We start from the raw sequence: 15254 nt of genomic DNA on the forward strand, positions 1-15254 counted from the left end.
AGCGGATCGGGTTTTTGGATATCGCTATCCGAGATCGAGTTTTTGGATATCGCTCACGAAATCGGTCAATTCCTTGATTGAGGAATCGATATCCGCGCGTTGAGCCTTGAGCTTGTCGATATGCGCCTTGCACTTTTCCACCGTCACGCGGCGCTGTTCGACCCGGCCATCGTCCAGATCGTAAAGGTCGATCATTTCGCGAATTTCGGTGAGGCTGAATCCGACATTCTTCGCCCGCATGATCCATGCGAGCCGGGCGCGATCACGCTTTGAATAGACGCGTGTCAGACCGACGCGTGCCGGGCTGATCAATCCTTCATCTTCGTAGAACCGCAGCGCTCGCGCGGTACAGCCGAATTCGGAGGTCAGGTCGGAGATCGAAAACTGTTCGCGCTCATGCTTGTCCGGACGATCGAGATGCGCGCCGTTGCGGCGCTGCTCTGATCCGGCATCATTACGCGTGTTCTCATTTGCAGGTGCGGTAGCCATGAGAAGTGGTCTACCTTCCCTTTACGTGAACGTCAAGCCCTGACCTTAACGGGAGATGGGAGAAAGCGCGCGCTCATCATCGGCTTCCGGATCGAGCCTGCGATAAAAGCATGATCGCGCACCTGTATGGCAGGTCGGACCATCGGCCTTTGCTCGGATCACCAACGCATCCTGATCGCAATCTACGAGGATCTCTTCGACGTTGAGGTAGTTGCCGGAAGTTTCACCTTTCAGCCACAGCTCTCCGCGAGAACGCGACCAGAAATGCACTCGCCCGGACTCTCTTGTTTTAGCCAAGGCTTCAGCATTCATGAATGCAACCACGAGCACCTCATTCGATTCGGCATCGACCACTACAGCTGTCAGCAAACCGCCCGAATCGAATTTCGGAGCAAAAACCGAACCGGATTCTCGCTCCACTTTGGAAATTGAATTGGCATTCACGGTCACTCGGCTCCTCATTTCGTCCCGTATCGATACGTGATGGCGCTCAACAGGTCATCACTTGCGACGATTTGTTGCACTATGACAACAGATGTTAGCCAAAATCCAATGTGACAAATCTTTCATCTTCCGAATCCGGCTGACGGATGAAACAAAGAACGCACGAGCCGTCAAAAGCTCTCCACCGAACAACGGCGCAGCATAGTGCCAGGTTCAGGGGGTGGTCAGATCAAGGCCCAACAGCGGGGTGTTGGATTGGTCTGGTTGAACGATGAGGGATAGGATCCTGAGGCCGAAGTTAGGGGGTTGGCCTCTGAGCTCTTTAAGAGCGGTTCCGCATCATTTCGTCACGTGGCGCCCGAGGTCTTCATGACCTCGGGCGTTATGTTTTTCGGCTCGATTTTCTGGCCTGAGCTACTCGAATTACGGCTTAGCCCCAATCCATCAACGACCCGTGCGAAGCAGGCAATGCGCACCGATCGTGCGCCCGCTTCCAGCAGTGTGCGCACGCACGCATCGCTTGTGGCACCGCTCGTCAGCACGTCGTCGACCAGCACCACATCGCGGTCCGCCACGTCGCTCACCCGCGAACTCCGCACAGAGATCGCGCCGGACAGCGCCTTTTCACGCTCCCCGCGTCCCAGGCCTCCAAGGCTCGGCGTGCACTTGTCGCGTACCAGAGCATCGACGAGCAGTTCGCCTTTGCCGAGCCGCTCCAGCTCCCGCCCAAGCAGCGCTGCCTGGTTGAAACCGCGTTGCCAAATCCTCCAGCGGCGCAATGGCACAGGGACCAACAAGGGCTTCTGGCCGGCAAATTCGGGCAGCCGCGCCGCCATCAAGCGCGCGAGCAATCCGGCGAGCGAAATCTTCCCTCCATGCTTAAAGGCAAGGATCAGCTTTCTCGAAGCGTCGTTATACAAAGTCGCAGCGTGGATGCCGGCATGGCGCGGTGGAGTGTTTTCGCAGATCAGACATGTGCTATCGCTCTGCGCCACAGGGCGATTACACAATCGGCAGGCGGGCGTCCCCGGCATCTCGAGATCGCCCCAGCATTCCCCGCACAACCCACCTTGCGCCGCCACGGCATCCCCGCAAAGTGGGCAGCGCGGCGGATAGACAAGATCGACCACCGGTCTCAATCCATCGGCAATCTGCGCGGCTAACATCATCTGTTCCGCCTCGCACGGCTTGCACTGTCGAAGCAAGCGCGGCAGTGCGCACAGCGATGAACACGGCGCCACCCCAAATCTTCAATCGCCAGCGAGCCGCCGCGAAATGGGCACGCGCACGGGATCGCCGGCAAGGGCAGGACACGGCCGACTACCTCATCGACAGCATGGCGGAGGATATTGCCGAGCGCCTCGATTTCATGCGGGTCGAAGCGAAGAAGCCGCTGCTGGTCGGCCCTGCCACTGCCACCTTGTCAGATGCACTCGCATCGCCGGCCGATACCCTTAAGACCGCGAAGCTTGGTGAATTCGATGAAGAGCGACCCAGCCCGTTTAAAGCGCATGACCTGATCGTCCATCTGCTCGGCCTTGGCATGGTGAATGACCTGCCGGGAGCACTCATCCATGCCCGCAATTCGCTGGTCGAAGGCGGGCTGTTCATGGCGGCCTTCCCTGGAGCCGGCAGCGTGCCTGTCCTGCGTAAGCTTACGCTTGCCGCCGATGGGGACAGACCCGCCGCGCGCATTCATCCGCAGGTCGACAATCGCGCAGGGTCCGCCCTGCTCGAACGCGCAGGTTTTGCACGGCAGGTGGTGGACAGCTATCCGATCAGGGTCCGGTTCTCGTCGCTCGATCGCATGATCTCGGACCTGCGCGATCACGGGCTTACCAGCTCGCTTGCCAGCGCCGCGCCCCCCATCACCCGCGAGGAGTGGCAGCACGCGCGCGCGGCCTTCGATGAGATGCGCGACGCCGATGGCAAAGTCACCGAGACGTTCGAAATCCTCACCCTGACAGGCTGGCGCTAATCCTTGAGCGCCGCCTGCGCCGCTGCGAGCCGCGCGATCGGCACGCGATAGGGCGAGGCGCTGACGTAATCGAGCCCCACCTTCTCGCAAAACGCGATACTCGCCGGATCGCCGCCATGTTCGCCGCAAATGCCGAGCTTGATGTCTGGCCGTGTCGCCCTGCCCCGCTCCGTCGCCATTTCGACCAGCTGACCTACCCCGTCGATGTCGAGGCTGACGAAGGGATCGCGCGGGAAAATGCCCTTGTCGACATAGGGCGCGAGAAAACGCGCGGAATCGTCTCGCGATACGCCCAGAGTGGTCTGCGTCAGGTCGTTCGTACCGAAGCTGAAGAACTCGCCGTGATTGGCGATCTCGCCCGCCATCAGCGCAGCGCGCGGTAGCTCGATCATCGTGCCAACGAGGTAATCGACCCGCTCGCCCTGTTCTTCGAACACCTCTGCCGCGACGCGGTCGACGAGCGCACGCAGCAATTCGAGTTCGCGCTTGGTCGCGACCAGCGGGATCATGATCTCCGGCAGCGGTGCCTCGCCGCTCTCCTTTTGCACGGCGCACGCTGCTTCGAAGATCGCCCGCGCCTGCATTTCGTAGATTTCGGGGAAGGTAATCCCGAGCCGGCAGCCGCGATGGCCAAGCATCGGATTGAATTCGTGAAGCTCACCCGCGCGGCGCTTCAGGTGATCGACGCCGAGCCCGGTCGCGTCGGCCAACTCCTCGAAATCCGCATCCTGTGTCGGCAGGAACTCGTGAAGCGGCGGATCGAGCAGGCGGATGGTGCACGGTAGCCCGGTCATCACCTCAAAGATCGCGGTGAAATCCGCGCGCTGTTCGGGCAACAGCATGTCGAGCGCCTTGCGCCGTCCGCTTTCATCCTCGGCGAGGATCATCTGCCGCACCGCGCTGATCCGGCCCGCGTCGAAGAACATGTGCTCCGTGCGGCAAAGGCCGATCCCCTCCGCCCCGAACTGGCGCGCCATGCGGCAGTCTTCAGGCGTTTCGGCGTTGGTGCGCACTTTCATCCGGCGCAGTTTGTCTGCCCATGTCATGAGCGTACCGAAATCGCCCGCAAGCTCCGGCTTCACGGTAGGGACGATGCCAAGCATCACCTGACCATTCGCGCCATCCAGCGTGACTTCGTCGCCTTCCTTGAGCTCCTGAGAGCCGATCCGCAGGGTTCTCGCCTCGCGATCGATCGTCACGCCGCTCGCCCCGGAGACGCATGGCCTGCCCATGCCGCGCGCGACAACAGCCGCGTGCGATGTCATTCCGCCGCGCGCGGTCAGGATGCCCTGGGCCGCGTGCATGCCGTGAATATCCTCAGGACTGGTTTCGACGCGGACGAGGATCACCTTGTCGCCGCGCTGCGACCATTGTTCGGCCGTGTCGGCGTCGAGCACGATCCTGCCCGCCGCCGCGCCCGGCGATGCGGGGAGACCCGTGGTCAGCACGTTGCGCTTCGCCTTCGGGTCGAGCGTCGGGTGCAGCAGTTGGTCGAGAGCCATGGGATCGACGCGGCGCACAGCCTCTTTCTCATCGATCAACCCCTCGCCCACCATGTCGACCGCCATCTTGAGAGCAGCCTTGGCAGTGCGTTTGCCTGTGCGCGTCTGCAGCATCCAGAGCTTGCCGCGCTCCACGGTGAACTCGATGTCCTGCATGTCCTTGTAGTGACTTTCGAGCAGGTCGAACACGCGCGCTAGCTCGCCATAGGCATCGGGCATGGCCTCTTCCATGCTGAGCGGTTTCGCGCCTGCCGCCTCGCGCGCGTCCTTCGTCAGGTATTGCGGTGTGCGGATGCCGGCGACCACGTCCTCGCCCTGCGCGTTGATCAGGTATTCGCCGTAATAGGCGCGCTCGCCGGTCGCCGGATCGCGAGTGAAGGCAACGCCGGTCGCGCTGCTATCGCCCATATTGCCGAACACCATGGCCTGCACGTTGACCGCGGTGCCCATGTCGTGCGGGATGTCGTTGAGGCGGCGGTAGATCTTCGCCCGGTCGGTATCCCAGCTGTCGAACACCGCCCCGATCGCGCCCCACAGCTGCGCCTGCGGGTCCTGCGGGAACGGCTCGCCCAGCTCGCGCTCGACGATGGACTTGAACTCGCCGACCAGCGCCTGCCACTCTTCGGCGGACAGCTCGGTATCGGCGTAGTAGCCGTTGTCTTCCTTCGTGATCTCGAGCGCTTCTTCGAACAGGCCGTGATCGACGCCGAGCACCACATCGGAGTACATCTGCACGAACCGGCGGTAGCTGTCCCATGCGAAGCGGGCATCGCCGCTTGTCTTCGCAAGACCTTCGACCGTCTCGTCGTTGAGCCCCAGGTTCAGCACCGTGTCCATCATGCCAGGCATCGAGATCGCCGCGCCGGAGCGGACCGAGACCAGCAGCGGGTCCGCCGCATCGCCGAACGTCTTGCCGACCGATTGCTCGATATGCGCGACCGCAGAGGCCACCGCGGCCCGCAGACTGTCATCGAAGGTCTTGTCGCCCGCAAGGTACGCCAGGCACTGCTCGGTCGTGATGGTGAAACCCGGCGGTACCGGCAGGCCGATGCTGGCCATTTCGGCGAGGTTCGCGCCCTTCCCCCCGGTGACCGTCTTGTCGCCTTGGCGCGGGTCGTCATGCGCGGCCTTTCCGCCAAAAGGGTAGACGCTGGTGCTCATATCGGGGCCTCTATCGGGTCGGGCGTTTCGGGAGACATGGACCGCATGTTACACGGTCCAGGGAGTTCTTTTCGGGCGGGAAATTCACCCTTCGATCCGGCTGAAATCCGCCACGCGGTGGACGGCATCGCGGAACCGCGCGAGCAGTGCAAGCCGGTTTTCGCGCTTGTCCTCGTCAGGGTCATTCACCGTCACCTCTTCGAAAAACGCATCGATGGGCGCGCGCAGACTGGCGAGCGCGGCCATCGCAGCCTCGAAATCTTCGCTTTCAACGGACGAGGCAGCTTTTGGTGCCGCGGCGTCCAGCGCTTCGATCAGAGCCTTTTCGGCGGATTCCGGCGTGTAGGAAAGAGGTTTGGTAGACGCCTTTTGTGTGTCGCTAAAGGCGGCGTCGAACTCCGGCTTGCCCGCGAGGGCAAGCGGGTCTTCTTCGCCCAATCCGTCGAGCGTTTCTGCACTTTCGTCATCCCGGCCCCTGAGCCGGGACCCCGCTTCTTCATCGTCCGAAGCAGAGCGGGACCCCGGATCAAGTCCGGGGTGACGGGAAGTGCTGGATTCCCACCCTTCCTTCTTCAGAATGTTAGCAGCGCGCTTGTAGCCTGCGAGGAGGTTGGTGCCATTTTCGGTTTCGACGAAGGCCTGAAGCGCCTTCACGCGGGCGAGTAGCCGAACGAGATCGTCCTCCCCACCGAGCGCGAAGACAGCGTCGATAAGGTCGTGACGGACGCCAGCTTCGCGTTGCTGGACCTTGAGGCGGTCAGCGAAAAATGCTGGCAATGCCGCTAGACCTCCGTACCAATTGGCTCGTGTCGCAGACATTTGTCCGGTCAGGTTTTCAGCGATCTCCTGGGCCTTCACGCGATCTTCGTTGGTCCATTGAAACTTCCGAGCGTCCTCAACGAAGATAGCTCTAAATTCGCTTTCAACATCGTACTCGGAGGCTGGCAGATGTAGTTCGATTGCTTCAGCAATCACCTTCTGCATACGAAATCGAAGGCCAAGACTGTTGATGCGAATGATCGCAAGGACGGCCCTCCGCAAAGCAAACGGGTCCTTGGAGCCTGTCGGAAACTCTCCAGAGATGAAAAAGCCGACTAGCGTATCCAATTTGTCCGCCAGCGACACCGCCACAGTCACCAGCGCGGTCGGCACTTCGTCACCCTGCCCCACCGGCTTGTAGTGATCGCGGATTGCGTCCGATACTTCTTGCGGCAGGCCTTCCTTCTCGGCGTAATAGCCGCCCATCAGGCCCTGCAATTCCGGAAACTCGCCGACCATTTCCGTGACGAGATCGGCTTTGCACAGTCGCGCGGCTTGTTCGGCGAGGTCCGGGTCGCCATCGACAATCCCTTCCTGGCAAAGCCAGCGCGCCAGCTTCGCCACGCGCTCTACCTTGTCGGCGACCGTGCCCAGCTTCTCATGGAACGTGATCCGCTCCAGCTTTTTCGCATGCTCGGCCAGCGGCGTCTTCTGATCGAGCTCCCAGAAGAACCGCGCATCAGATAGCCTCGCGGCGAGCACCTTGCGGTTGCCGTCGACCACCACCGCCGGATCCGCAGCGGCGATGTTGGCGGTGCATAGGAAGGCGTTGGCGAGGCGGTTGTCGCCGTCATTCGCGGCCTCTTCGCACACGAAATACTTCTGGTTCACCCGCGCAGTAAGCTGGATGACTTCGGGCGGGACGTCGAGATAGTCCTCGTCAAAGCGTCCGAGCAGCGGCACGGGCCATTCGGTCAGCCCGGCATTCTCGACCACCAGCCCCTCATCCTCGACCAATGTCAGGCCCGCCGCCTCCGCAGCTGCCTTCGCGCCCTCGCGGATCGCGTTCTGGCGTTCTTCGTGATCGACGATGACCGAGGCTGCGCGCAGCTTATCGGCATAATCGTCTGCGCCGTCGATCGTGATTGCGCCGTCCGAGTGGAACCGATGCCCCATCGTCTCGCGCCCGCTGGCGAGGCCGTCCATGATGCACGGGACCACTTCGCCATCCAGCAGCGCGACAATGCCGGAGAGCGGGCGGACCCAGCGCAGGCTCTCGCTCGACAGCGAGGCTTCGCCCCAGCGCATCGATTTCGGCCAGGAGAAATCCCGAATGATCGCAGGGATCGCCGCCGCGAGCAGATCGCTGACGGCCTGACCCGGTTTCTCGACCACGGCGAAATAGGTTTCGCGACCCTTTACTTCGCGGACTTCCAGGGTCTCGCGCGAAACGCCGTTCTTGCGGCAGAACCCGTCGACCGCCTGATCGGGTGCGCCGACCGGCGGGCCTTTGGCCTCATCGCGCACTGCCTCGGTTTCAGTCGGCAGGTCGCGCGCGATCAGGGCAAGACGGCGCGGGGTCGACCATACGGTCAAGTCGCCAACGGACACGCCCGCGGCATCCATCTCGCGGCGGAACAGCTTTTCCATTTCGCCGCGTGCGCCAGCCTGCATCCGCGCGGGGATTTCTTCGGAGCGGAGTTCAAGAAGGAAATCAGCCATGGGCTATCTCCCAGATGATCTCCTGCGAAAGCAGGAGTCCATGGCGCGTCTGGGCTCCTGCTTTCGCAGGAGTGCACGAGCGGATCGGAGCTCTCATACCAAACTCCAACCTGGAAACTTCGCTTCCCATTCGGGCGCCATCTGCTGTGCGTAGGTTTCGCAGGACGAGCGCGCGAGGTCGCGCACGCGGCCCATATAGCTGGCGCGTTCCTGCACGCTGATCACGCCGCGCGCCTGTAGCAGGTTGAAGATGTGGCTCGCCTCGATTGCCTGCTCGTAAGCAGCGATGGGCACATTGTTATTGAGCGCGTTGCGACACTCGGCCTCCGCCTTGGCAAAGAGATCGAACAGCGCATCGGTGTCGGCGACTTCGAAGTTCCATTTCGACATCTGCTTTTCATTTTCGAGGAACACCTCGCCGTAGCTTACGCCGCGGCCGTTGAAATCGAGGTCGTACACATTGTCGACGCCCTGGATATACATGGCGAGGCGTTCGAGCCCGTAAGTCAGTTCGCCCGCAACAGGCTTGCAATCGAAGCCGCCCATCTGCTGGAAATAGGTGAACTGGGTGACTTCCATCCCGTCGCACCAGACCTCCCAGCCCAGTCCCCATGCGCCAAGCGTCGGGCTTTCCCAGTCGTCCTCGACGAAGCGGATATCGTGCTTGAGTGGATCGACGCCAATGGCTTTCAGGCTGTCGAGATACAGCTCCTGAATGTCGGCGGGCGATGGCTTCAGAATGACCTGGTATTGGTAGTAATGCTGCAGCCGGTTCGGGTTCTCGCCATAACGCCCATCAGTCGGACGGCGGCAGGGCTGAACGAACGCTGCATTCCACGACTCCGGCCCGAGCGCACGCAAAGTCGTCGCGGTGTGAAACGTCCCCGCCCCCATGCGCATGTCATAGGGCTGCAGGATGACGCAACCGTTTGCCGACCAGAAATCGTGCAGCGTCAGGATCATGTCCTGAAATGAGCGGCTCGGATCGCGCGTCCCGGCAGACGATTCGTGCGTGGCGGTTTTAACCTCGGATTCCATGGCGACGGGCTTTGGCGGATGCCCCCAACACCGTCAATGCCGCGGTGCAGCGAAGCCGGTATTTCGGGTGCGTAGCGGCACGAAGCACAGCGAACCGTGTCGTCAATGTGCGACTAAATGTCAGGTCATATTGACATAGTCAGCGAGTCGCGACATATAGTCAGGACAACCTGACAAATCCAAACAATGGTGTTGCAACGATGAAAGCCCTCCTCTCCGCTATCTCTGCCGTCTTGGTTGTTGCGCTTGTGACCATTTCTCTCGCCGCCGGAACATCACCGGCAACGAGCTCACCTATCCGCGCAATGAACCCCATTCTTCTCGCCTGACCCGCACAACGGGATCAAAATCATCATTATCTGATCGAGACAAACATGGAAAAGCTCACAGACACCATCTCCATGAAACGTTGGCAGGCCTATCTCCTGTTAGCCATGAGCGGATTTGCCGCGGGCAATATACTTGCCAAAACGGCCAGCGCACTGGGCTTCTGACATAATGAAAAATCGCCTTAAAGTCCTACGCGCCGAACGCGACTGGTCGCAGGCAGAGCTTGCCGGACACCTTGATGTCTCGCGTCAGGCAGTGAACGCGATCGAGACGGGGAAGCACGATCCTTCCCTCCCCCTGGCGTTCAAGATCGCCCGTTTATTCTCCATGAATATCGAGGACATATTCGATGACCAAGCATGACAATGCGCAAAGCGGTGAGGAGCGATTCCGCCGTCGGCGCAATTCTTTTTGGCGGTATCTGGCTTTGGCCTTTGTCGGCTTTGCGATCGCCGGGTTCATCAGCGGTTACGCTCAAGATTCCTACAAAGCAGGAGATTTGCCGACATGGGTACCAATCACGCTGGCCATCATGGTATGCGCTGCGTTGATTTGGTTCACTTGGGATTATTTCCGCAGGGTCGATGAATTGGACTTGATGGACAATCTCTGGGCTCACCTTATTGGCACTTACACCGCAGTTATCGTATTTATGGGCTGGTATTTGTCGGGCGATCTTGGGCTTTCCAGCTATCCCACGGCATTCGGAGTAATGTGCGCGCTGATCGCGGGAACATTCGTGGCCTATTGCCTTCGAAAATTGGGGTTCCGCTAATCCTCTGACCAACCCTTCGATCCCTTCACCTTTCACGAACACCCGATCTATATTCATTCCAAACGAAAGGACTCTTGATGAAATTCAACACATTACTCTGCTCCACCGTCGGTGCGTTCGCGCTGTTTGCAGGCGCCCCTGCCCTTGCTCAGGAAGCAGACGCCGCTCCGGTCGAGCAGACAGAAGCCGATGCCGCAGAGGCCACTGAAGCAGTCGAAGAGCAACCCGGTAGCCCTGCCCTTTGGCAAGTGTCCGACGAGGACACGACCATCTACCTTTTCGGCACCGTCCACATGCTGCCGCAGGACGTCGATTGGTACAGCGGTCCGGTGAAGGAGGCGATCTCCAGCTCCGATTCGCTCGTGACGGAAATCGACATGAACCCCGAACTGACGGCGGCGATGGGCCAACTGATCGGGCAAAAAGGCATGCTGACGGATGGCCAGACCCTGCGCAGCCTGATGACCGATGAACAGCGCGCGACTTATGAAGAAGGCCTCGCCAAGGTCGGCATCCCGCCAGAGGCTTTCGATGGGATGGAACCCTGGCTCGCGTCGATCGCGCTGCTGCAGATCGTGACACAGGCGTCGGGCTTCAGCGACGATCTCGGCGTTGAGAAAGTTCTCGAGGCGACCGTGCCCGAAGGTACCGAGCGTGTGGCGCTCGAGACGGTCGAATTCCAGATTTCGATTTTCGACGAATTGCCGGTCGATCAGCAGATCCTGTTCCTGCTGGAAGGCGCTGGCGATCCGATGGCCGGTATCGAAACGCTCAATCAGCTCGTCACCGAATGGGCCGAGGGCGATGTCGAAGAACTCGGCAATCTGATGAATGAGGGTATGATGGCCCATCCCAACCTTGCCGAGCAATTGCTCTACATGCGTAACGAGAACTGGGCCGAATGGATCGACACACGCATGGACGATCCAGGGACCGTCTTCATTGCGGTTGGTGCAGGTCACCTCGCCGGTGAGCGCAGCGTGCAGGACTACCTTGCCACCCGCGGGATCACCGTAAACCGGGTGCAGTGATCCCGGTTTCGCGATCTCTCCTCGCGGCGTTTCTGGGCATGCTGGCTGTCGCCGGCTGCTCGGAAGCGCCGGAGGAACCCCATCCGGAGGCCAACCCTCTGCTCTTCGAAATCGCGAGCGCGGATGGCGAGGTCGAGGGATGGATGCTCGGCACAATCCACGCCTTGCCCGATGACGTGCATTGGCAAACCAGCACCATCCAGCGCGTTGTCGACGAAGCCGACTACCTGATCGTCGAAATCGCAGCATTGGATGACAGCGCGGCGATCGGCCGAACATTCAATGAGCTGGCAACTTCTCCCGGACAGACAGACCTGACGCAGCGTGTCGAGGCAGAGCTGCGCCCCGCCCTCCGCGACCTCATGGCGCGCGCCAATCGCTCCGACGATGATTTCAGCACAACCGAAACATGGGCCGCCGCGCTGATCCTCGCCCGCGTAGCTGCTACGGGCGATCCCGCCAACGGGGTCGACCGGGTCATAACGCGCAAATTTGCCGGCCGCGAAGTGCGTGAATTCGAAGGCGCTCTGGCTCAACTCGGCATTTTCGATCAACTACCCGAAGCGGATCAGCGGGACTTGTTAGAAGGCGTGATTGCGGAGGTCGAGCAGACGCTGGAACGACCCGGCCGATTGCGCAATGCATGGCTTACGGGAGACGTTGCGATTCTCGAGGAAGCGACCCGCACTGGAATCATGGCTGACCCGGAATTGCGCGACGCTCTGATCGTACAGCGCAATCGGCGCTGGGCTGAGCAACTCGAAGACGATCTGCGCGAGAGTGCGCGTCCGCTAGTCGCCGTCGGCTCGGGCCACCTGGTCGGCGAAGACAGCCTCGTCACGATGCTTCAGCAGCGCGGATATCGGGTCACCCGCCTAGGCCAGTAATTCCTTGCCAACCGCGCCCCGCAGCGGTAGGGGCGCGCTCTTCGGTGTCATGGTCATCCCTGGAGGCGGCCACCGATAAACATATCCAACAATGCATTCGAAAGGCTTGTAACATGAGCGAAGCTCTTACACTGCCGGCCGAAGCGCGCGAACGGGCAGGCAAGGGAGCCTCCCGTGCACTTCGCCGCGAAGGTCGGGTCCCCGCTGTTATTTACGGCGGTAAGGAAGAACCCACTCCCATTCATCTGGAAGCCAAAGAGCTGGTCCGGATGCTCAACACCGGTCACTTCATGAACTCGATCGTGCAGGTCGAAGTCGGCGGCAAGAAGGTTCGCACCATCCCGAAGGATGTGGCCCTGCACCCGGTCACCGACCGTCCGACCCACGTCGATTTCCTGCGCTTGTCCAAGGACGCGAAGATCGAAGTTCAGATCCCGGTTGTCTTCACCGACGAGAAGAAGTCGCCCGGCCTTGAGAAGGGCGGCGTGCTCAACGTGGTCCGTCACGAGCTCGACCTCATCTGCGCATCGGACAAGATTCCCGATCAGATCGAGATCTCGGTCGAGGGCAAGGAAGTTGGCGACTCCATTCACATCAGTGAAGTGGACCTGCCCGACGGTGCCGAAAGCGCGATCACCGATCGCGATTACACCATCGCAACCCTCGTTGCTCCGTCTGCGCTCAAGAAGAGCGAAGAAGAAGGCGAAAGCGAAGAGGAAGTTCCGGCAGATGGCGTTGCAGCCACCGAACAGGGTCCCGATGCGGATGCTGCCGAGGAACAGGAAGAAAAGGCGCCCGACGGCGAATAAGTCGCGGATATTTCTTCACGCAATCACCAAGAGCGCCGGGCCCTGCAAAGAGCTCGGCGTTTTTGTTTAGGGCGCACAGACTTGAGAGCGACTAGATCCATTCGCGCTTGAAGTCGGCAGAGACGACCATGTCCCGACGCCGCAAGAAATATTGGCACTTGCTCGACGCCAGAGGCGTCACAAGCCCAACCGGGCGTCGCGGCCGATGCCGCGGAGCCAAGCAGCGCGGACGCGCTGCGCCCGGCGCTTGAGGGGCAGGCGAAGCCTGCTAAAGCACAAAAATGCAAATCTGGACTGGCCTAGGAAATCCGGGACCGCGTTATGCGATGCACCGGCACAATATCGGTTTCATGGCGTGCGACGTCATCGCCGAAATGCATGGCTTTGGCCCGGTGCAAAAGAGATTCTCCGGTTGGGTTCAGGAAGGCCGGATCGGTGGCGAGAAGGTCCTGCTGCTGAAGCCTGCGACCTTCATGAACGAAAGCGGGCGCAGCGTCGGCGAAGCTTTGCGGTTCTACAAACTCGGCACCGACGCGCTTACCGTCTTTCACGACGAACTCGATCTCGCGCCGTTCAAGGTGAAGGTGAAGGAAGGCGGCGGCCATGCGGGCCACAACGGTTTGCGCTCCATTGACCAGCATCTCGGCCCGGATTTCCGCCGGGTGCGCATCGGCATCGGGCATCCGGGACACAAGGACCGTGTGACCGGCCACGTCCTCGGAAATTACGCAAAGGCCGAGCAGGACGATCTGGTGCAGATGCTCGGTGCAATCGGAGCCGAAGCCGAATGGCTGGCGAAGGGCGACAATCCGCGTTTCATGAGCGAAGTCGCATTGAGGATGCAGAATTAGCAATCGCGAACGACTCGCAATTGGGGGTGCGCACCCTATTTGCAGCCCCGATGAAAACCGAAATCCGGTCGAACTGGTCGCACGCAATTCTCGTGTGCAAGAAATGCGGGAAGAAAGCCGCCAAGCGTGGGGCCGCGTTCGGCACGGATCGCAAGAGCCTTCCGAAAGCGCTGAAGCGGGAACTCGGCGCAAAAAAGGGACGCAAATCGCCGCTCGGCATAGTCGAAGTCGGATGCCTCGATGTCTGCCCGAAGAAAGGCTTGATAATGGTTGACAGTCGCACGCCGGGCCAGTGGCGGATCGTACGGGAGGACGCCGACATCGCGGAACTCGCGAAGCAATTGCAATCTGTAGACGCATGAGGCGTCTGGCGTTGCGAATGCCGGGTTGTTAAGGTCACCGGACCCTGCCGGAGAACTCGAATGACCGCCATCAACCGCCGCACCCTCCTTGCCGGAGCCGCCGCAACTGGCGCGCTCGCCGCGACTGCGACCATCGCCCAGCCCGATCAGATTGAGGCCGGATCCGATCTCACCGGCAAAAGCATCCTGATAACAGGCTGTTCGTCCGGCTTCGGACGCCTCATGGCCGAGGACTATGCGCGTAAAGGCGCGAAGGTTTTCGCGACGATGCGCAACCTCCCGCGACCTGAGGCAGACGAACTTGAAGCGCTGGCCGAGGCGGAAAATCTCGACCTGACGGTCCTGCAGATTGACGTAATGTCGGATGAGCAGGTCGAAAGCGCTGTTGCCGAGACCGGCAGGCTGGCGGGCGGCGCGATCGACGTCCTGATCAACAATGCCGGGATCGGATACGCCGGACCGATCGAAGTGCAGGACATGCAGGCGACCAAGCTGATCTTCGATACCAATGTATATGGCCCGCACCGGATGGCGCGCGCTGCCCTGCCCGCCATGCGCGCAGCCAAAAGCGGACTGATCTTCAACATCTCGTCGCAATTGGGGCGCGTGATCGTACCCTCCGCCGGACAATACTCCCCCACGAAGTTCGCGCTCGAAGCGATGAGCGAGGCGATGGCGTACGAGCTCGTTCCGCACGGCATCGAAGTATGCGTGATCGAACCTGGCGGTTATCCGACGAAGGTGTGGGTCAATCGCAACCGCCTCGCCAGCGAGCTAAAACAGCGCATGTCGGAAGAACGCGCCGCCGCTTATCCCGCGCTTGTTGCGCGCATGGGCGAAGAGGACGGCACCCGCCGCACCGCCGATCCAATGGATGTACCGCGGGCTATCGCCGAGATAATCGCAATGCCCGCAGGTACGCGCCCGCTGCGCCGCGCAGTCCATCCCGGTAACAAGCCGCAACTGCCGATCAATGAACTTACGGCAGAGGTACAGGTCGATTGGCTCGGACAGTCGCCGTTTGGTCCGTGGGTGAAGGCCGTCCATGGCGCATAGCAGCGCCAGAGGATCACACTGGCCAAACGGCGCGCGCGGCGCTATCGGCGCGTCTTTCAT

Annotated in this window: 15 protein-coding genes; 9 read left to right on the forward strand and 6 right to left on the reverse strand. The window is 61.0% G+C overall.

Annotated elements, in window-relative coordinates; translation table 11 throughout:
- Nucleotides 1-24: 24 nt before the first annotated feature.
- The 3 genes from IB285_RS06105 to IB285_RS06115 form a co-directional block, all read right to left on the reverse strand.
- Nucleotides 25-489 carry a MerR family transcriptional regulator gene (locus tag IB285_RS06105; RefSeq protein WP_190787339.1) on the reverse strand — a complete coding sequence of 155 codons (465 nt, stop codon included), beginning with the start codon at nt 487-489 and terminating at the stop codon, nt 25-27.
- Nucleotides 490-534: 45 nt separating this feature from the next.
- On the reverse strand, nt 535-939 hold the full coding sequence (gene hisI / locus IB285_RS06110) for a phosphoribosyl-AMP cyclohydrolase (RefSeq protein WP_328705858.1): 405 nt from the start codon (nt 937-939) through the stop codon (nt 535-537).
- Between the two features lie 341 nt (nt 940-1280).
- Nucleotides 1281-2102 (reverse strand): ComF family protein, encoded by an 822-nt coding sequence (locus IB285_RS06115; protein WP_190787341.1) that lies wholly within the window; start codon nt 2100-2102, stop codon nt 1281-1283.
- A 56-nt stretch (nt 2103-2158) separates the two neighbouring features.
- On the opposite strand from IB285_RS06115, the gene IB285_RS06120 reads away from it, so the two are divergent.
- Nucleotides 2159-2911 carry a methyltransferase gene (locus IB285_RS06120; RefSeq protein ID WP_190787342.1) on the forward strand — a complete coding sequence of 251 codons (753 nt, stop codon included), beginning with the start codon at nt 2159-2161 and terminating at the stop codon, nt 2909-2911.
- On the opposite strand, the gene ppdK is transcribed toward IB285_RS06120, so the two are convergent.
- The 3 genes from ppdK to IB285_RS06135 form a co-directional block, all read right to left on the reverse strand.
- Complete coding sequence (gene ppdK / locus IB285_RS06125) at nt 2908-5574, reverse strand: pyruvate, phosphate dikinase (protein WP_190787343.1); 2667 nt, start codon at nt 5572-5574, stop codon at nt 2908-2910. The two genes, IB285_RS06120 and ppdK, sit on opposite strands and share 4 nt — an antisense overlap.
- Nucleotides 5575-5658: 84 nt before the next feature.
- Complete coding sequence (glyS, locus tag IB285_RS06130) at nt 5659-8055, reverse strand: glycine--tRNA ligase subunit beta (protein ID WP_190787344.1); 2397 nt, start codon at nt 8053-8055, stop codon at nt 5659-5661.
- A gap of 93 nt (nt 8056-8148) precedes the next feature.
- Nucleotides 8149-9018: a glycine--tRNA ligase subunit alpha gene (locus IB285_RS06135; RefSeq protein WP_190789016.1), complete on the reverse strand. Its 870-nt coding sequence runs from the start codon at nt 9016-9018 to the stop codon at nt 8149-8151.
- A gap of 573 nt (nt 9019-9591) precedes the next feature.
- Here IB285_RS06135 and IB285_RS06140 point away from each other — a divergent pair.
- From IB285_RS06140 to IB285_RS06175, 8 genes are all read left to right on the forward strand, one after another.
- Nucleotides 9592-9786, forward strand: coding sequence for a helix-turn-helix transcriptional regulator (locus IB285_RS06140; RefSeq protein WP_190787345.1), 195 nt, complete (start codon nt 9592-9594; stop codon nt 9784-9786).
- Nucleotides 9773-10198 (forward strand): hypothetical protein, encoded by a 426-nt coding sequence (locus tag IB285_RS06145; protein WP_190787346.1) that lies wholly within the window; start codon nt 9773-9775, stop codon nt 10196-10198. The genes IB285_RS06140 and IB285_RS06145 overlap by 14 nt, the downstream gene beginning before the upstream one ends.
- 77 nt (nt 10199-10275) lie before the next feature.
- Nucleotides 10276-11229 carry a TraB/GumN family protein gene (locus IB285_RS06150; RefSeq protein ID WP_190787347.1) on the forward strand — a complete coding sequence of 318 codons (954 nt, stop codon included), beginning with the start codon at nt 10276-10278 and terminating at the stop codon, nt 11227-11229.
- Nucleotides 11226-12116 (forward strand): TraB/GumN family protein, encoded by an 891-nt coding sequence (locus IB285_RS06155; protein WP_328705860.1) that lies wholly within the window; start codon nt 11226-11228, stop codon nt 12114-12116. The genes IB285_RS06150 and IB285_RS06155 overlap by 4 nt, the downstream gene beginning before the upstream one ends.
- 113 nt (nt 12117-12229) lie before the next feature.
- Nucleotides 12230-12925: a 50S ribosomal protein L25/general stress protein Ctc gene (locus IB285_RS06160; protein WP_190787349.1), complete on the forward strand. Its 696-nt coding sequence runs from the start codon at nt 12230-12232 to the stop codon at nt 12923-12925.
- A gap of 281 nt (nt 12926-13206) precedes the next feature.
- Nucleotides 13207-13776 carry an aminoacyl-tRNA hydrolase gene (gene pth / locus IB285_RS06165; protein ID WP_190787350.1) on the forward strand — a complete coding sequence of 190 codons (570 nt, stop codon included), beginning with the start codon at nt 13207-13209 and terminating at the stop codon, nt 13774-13776.
- A 50-nt stretch (nt 13777-13826) separates the two neighbouring features.
- Nucleotides 13827-14138, forward strand: a complete 312-nt coding sequence (locus IB285_RS06170; protein WP_190787351.1) for a (2Fe-2S) ferredoxin domain-containing protein — start codon at nt 13827-13829, stop codon at nt 14136-14138.
- Between the two features lie 60 nt (nt 14139-14198).
- The gene (locus IB285_RS06175; protein ID WP_190787352.1) at nt 14199-15194 is read left to right on the forward strand and encodes an SDR family oxidoreductase; all 996 of its coding nucleotides are present in this window, start codon (nt 14199-14201) and stop codon (nt 15192-15194) included.
- Nucleotides 15195-15254 lie beyond the last annotated feature (60 nt).

The sequence above is a fragment of the Erythrobacter rubeus genome, assembly GCF_014705715.1.
In the GTDB taxonomy this organism is placed as follows: domain Bacteria; phylum Pseudomonadota; class Alphaproteobacteria; order Sphingomonadales; family Sphingomonadaceae; genus Erythrobacter; species Erythrobacter rubeus.

Bases quoted from the DNA above. Each gene is read 5' to 3' on its own strand.
- IB285_RS06105 (WP_190787339.1), bottom strand. From the start codon at position 489: ATGGCTACCGCACCTGCAAATGAGAACACGCGTAATGATGCCGGATCA.
- IB285_RS06115 (WP_190787341.1), bottom strand. From the start codon at position 2,102: ATGATGTTAGCCGCGCAGATTGCCGATGGATTGAGACCGGTGGTCGAT.
- IB285_RS06120 (WP_190787342.1), top strand. From the start codon at position 2,159: ATGAACACGGCGCCACCCCAAATCTTCAATCGCCAGCGAGCCGCCGCG.
- ppdK (WP_190787343.1), bottom strand. From the start codon at position 5,574: ATGAGCACCAGCGTCTACCCTTTTGGCGGAAAGGCCGCGCATGACGAC.
- glyS (WP_190787344.1), bottom strand. From the start codon at position 8,055: ATGGCTGATTTCCTTCTTGAACTCCGCTCCGAAGAAATCCCCGCGCGG.
- IB285_RS06135 (WP_190789016.1), bottom strand. From the start codon at position 9,018: ATGATCCTGACGCTGCACGATTTCTGGTCGGCAAACGGTTGCGTCATC.
- IB285_RS06140 (WP_190787345.1), top strand. From the start codon at position 9,592: ATGAAAAATCGCCTTAAAGTCCTACGCGCCGAACGCGACTGGTCGCAG.
- IB285_RS06145 (WP_190787346.1), top strand. From the start codon at position 9,773: ATGACCAAGCATGACAATGCGCAAAGCGGTGAGGAGCGATTCCGCCGT.
- IB285_RS06150 (WP_190787347.1), top strand. From the start codon at position 10,276: ATGAAATTCAACACATTACTCTGCTCCACCGTCGGTGCGTTCGCGCTG.
- IB285_RS06160 (WP_190787349.1), top strand. From the start codon at position 12,230: ATGAGCGAAGCTCTTACACTGCCGGCCGAAGCGCGCGAACGGGCAGGC.
- pth (WP_190787350.1), top strand. From the start codon at position 13,207: ATGCAAATCTGGACTGGCCTAGGAAATCCGGGACCGCGTTATGCGATG.
- IB285_RS06170 (WP_190787351.1), top strand. From the start codon at position 13,827: ATGAAAACCGAAATCCGGTCGAACTGGTCGCACGCAATTCTCGTGTGC.
- IB285_RS06175 (WP_190787352.1), top strand. From the start codon at position 14,199: ATGACCGCCATCAACCGCCGCACCCTCCTTGCCGGAGCCGCCGCAACT.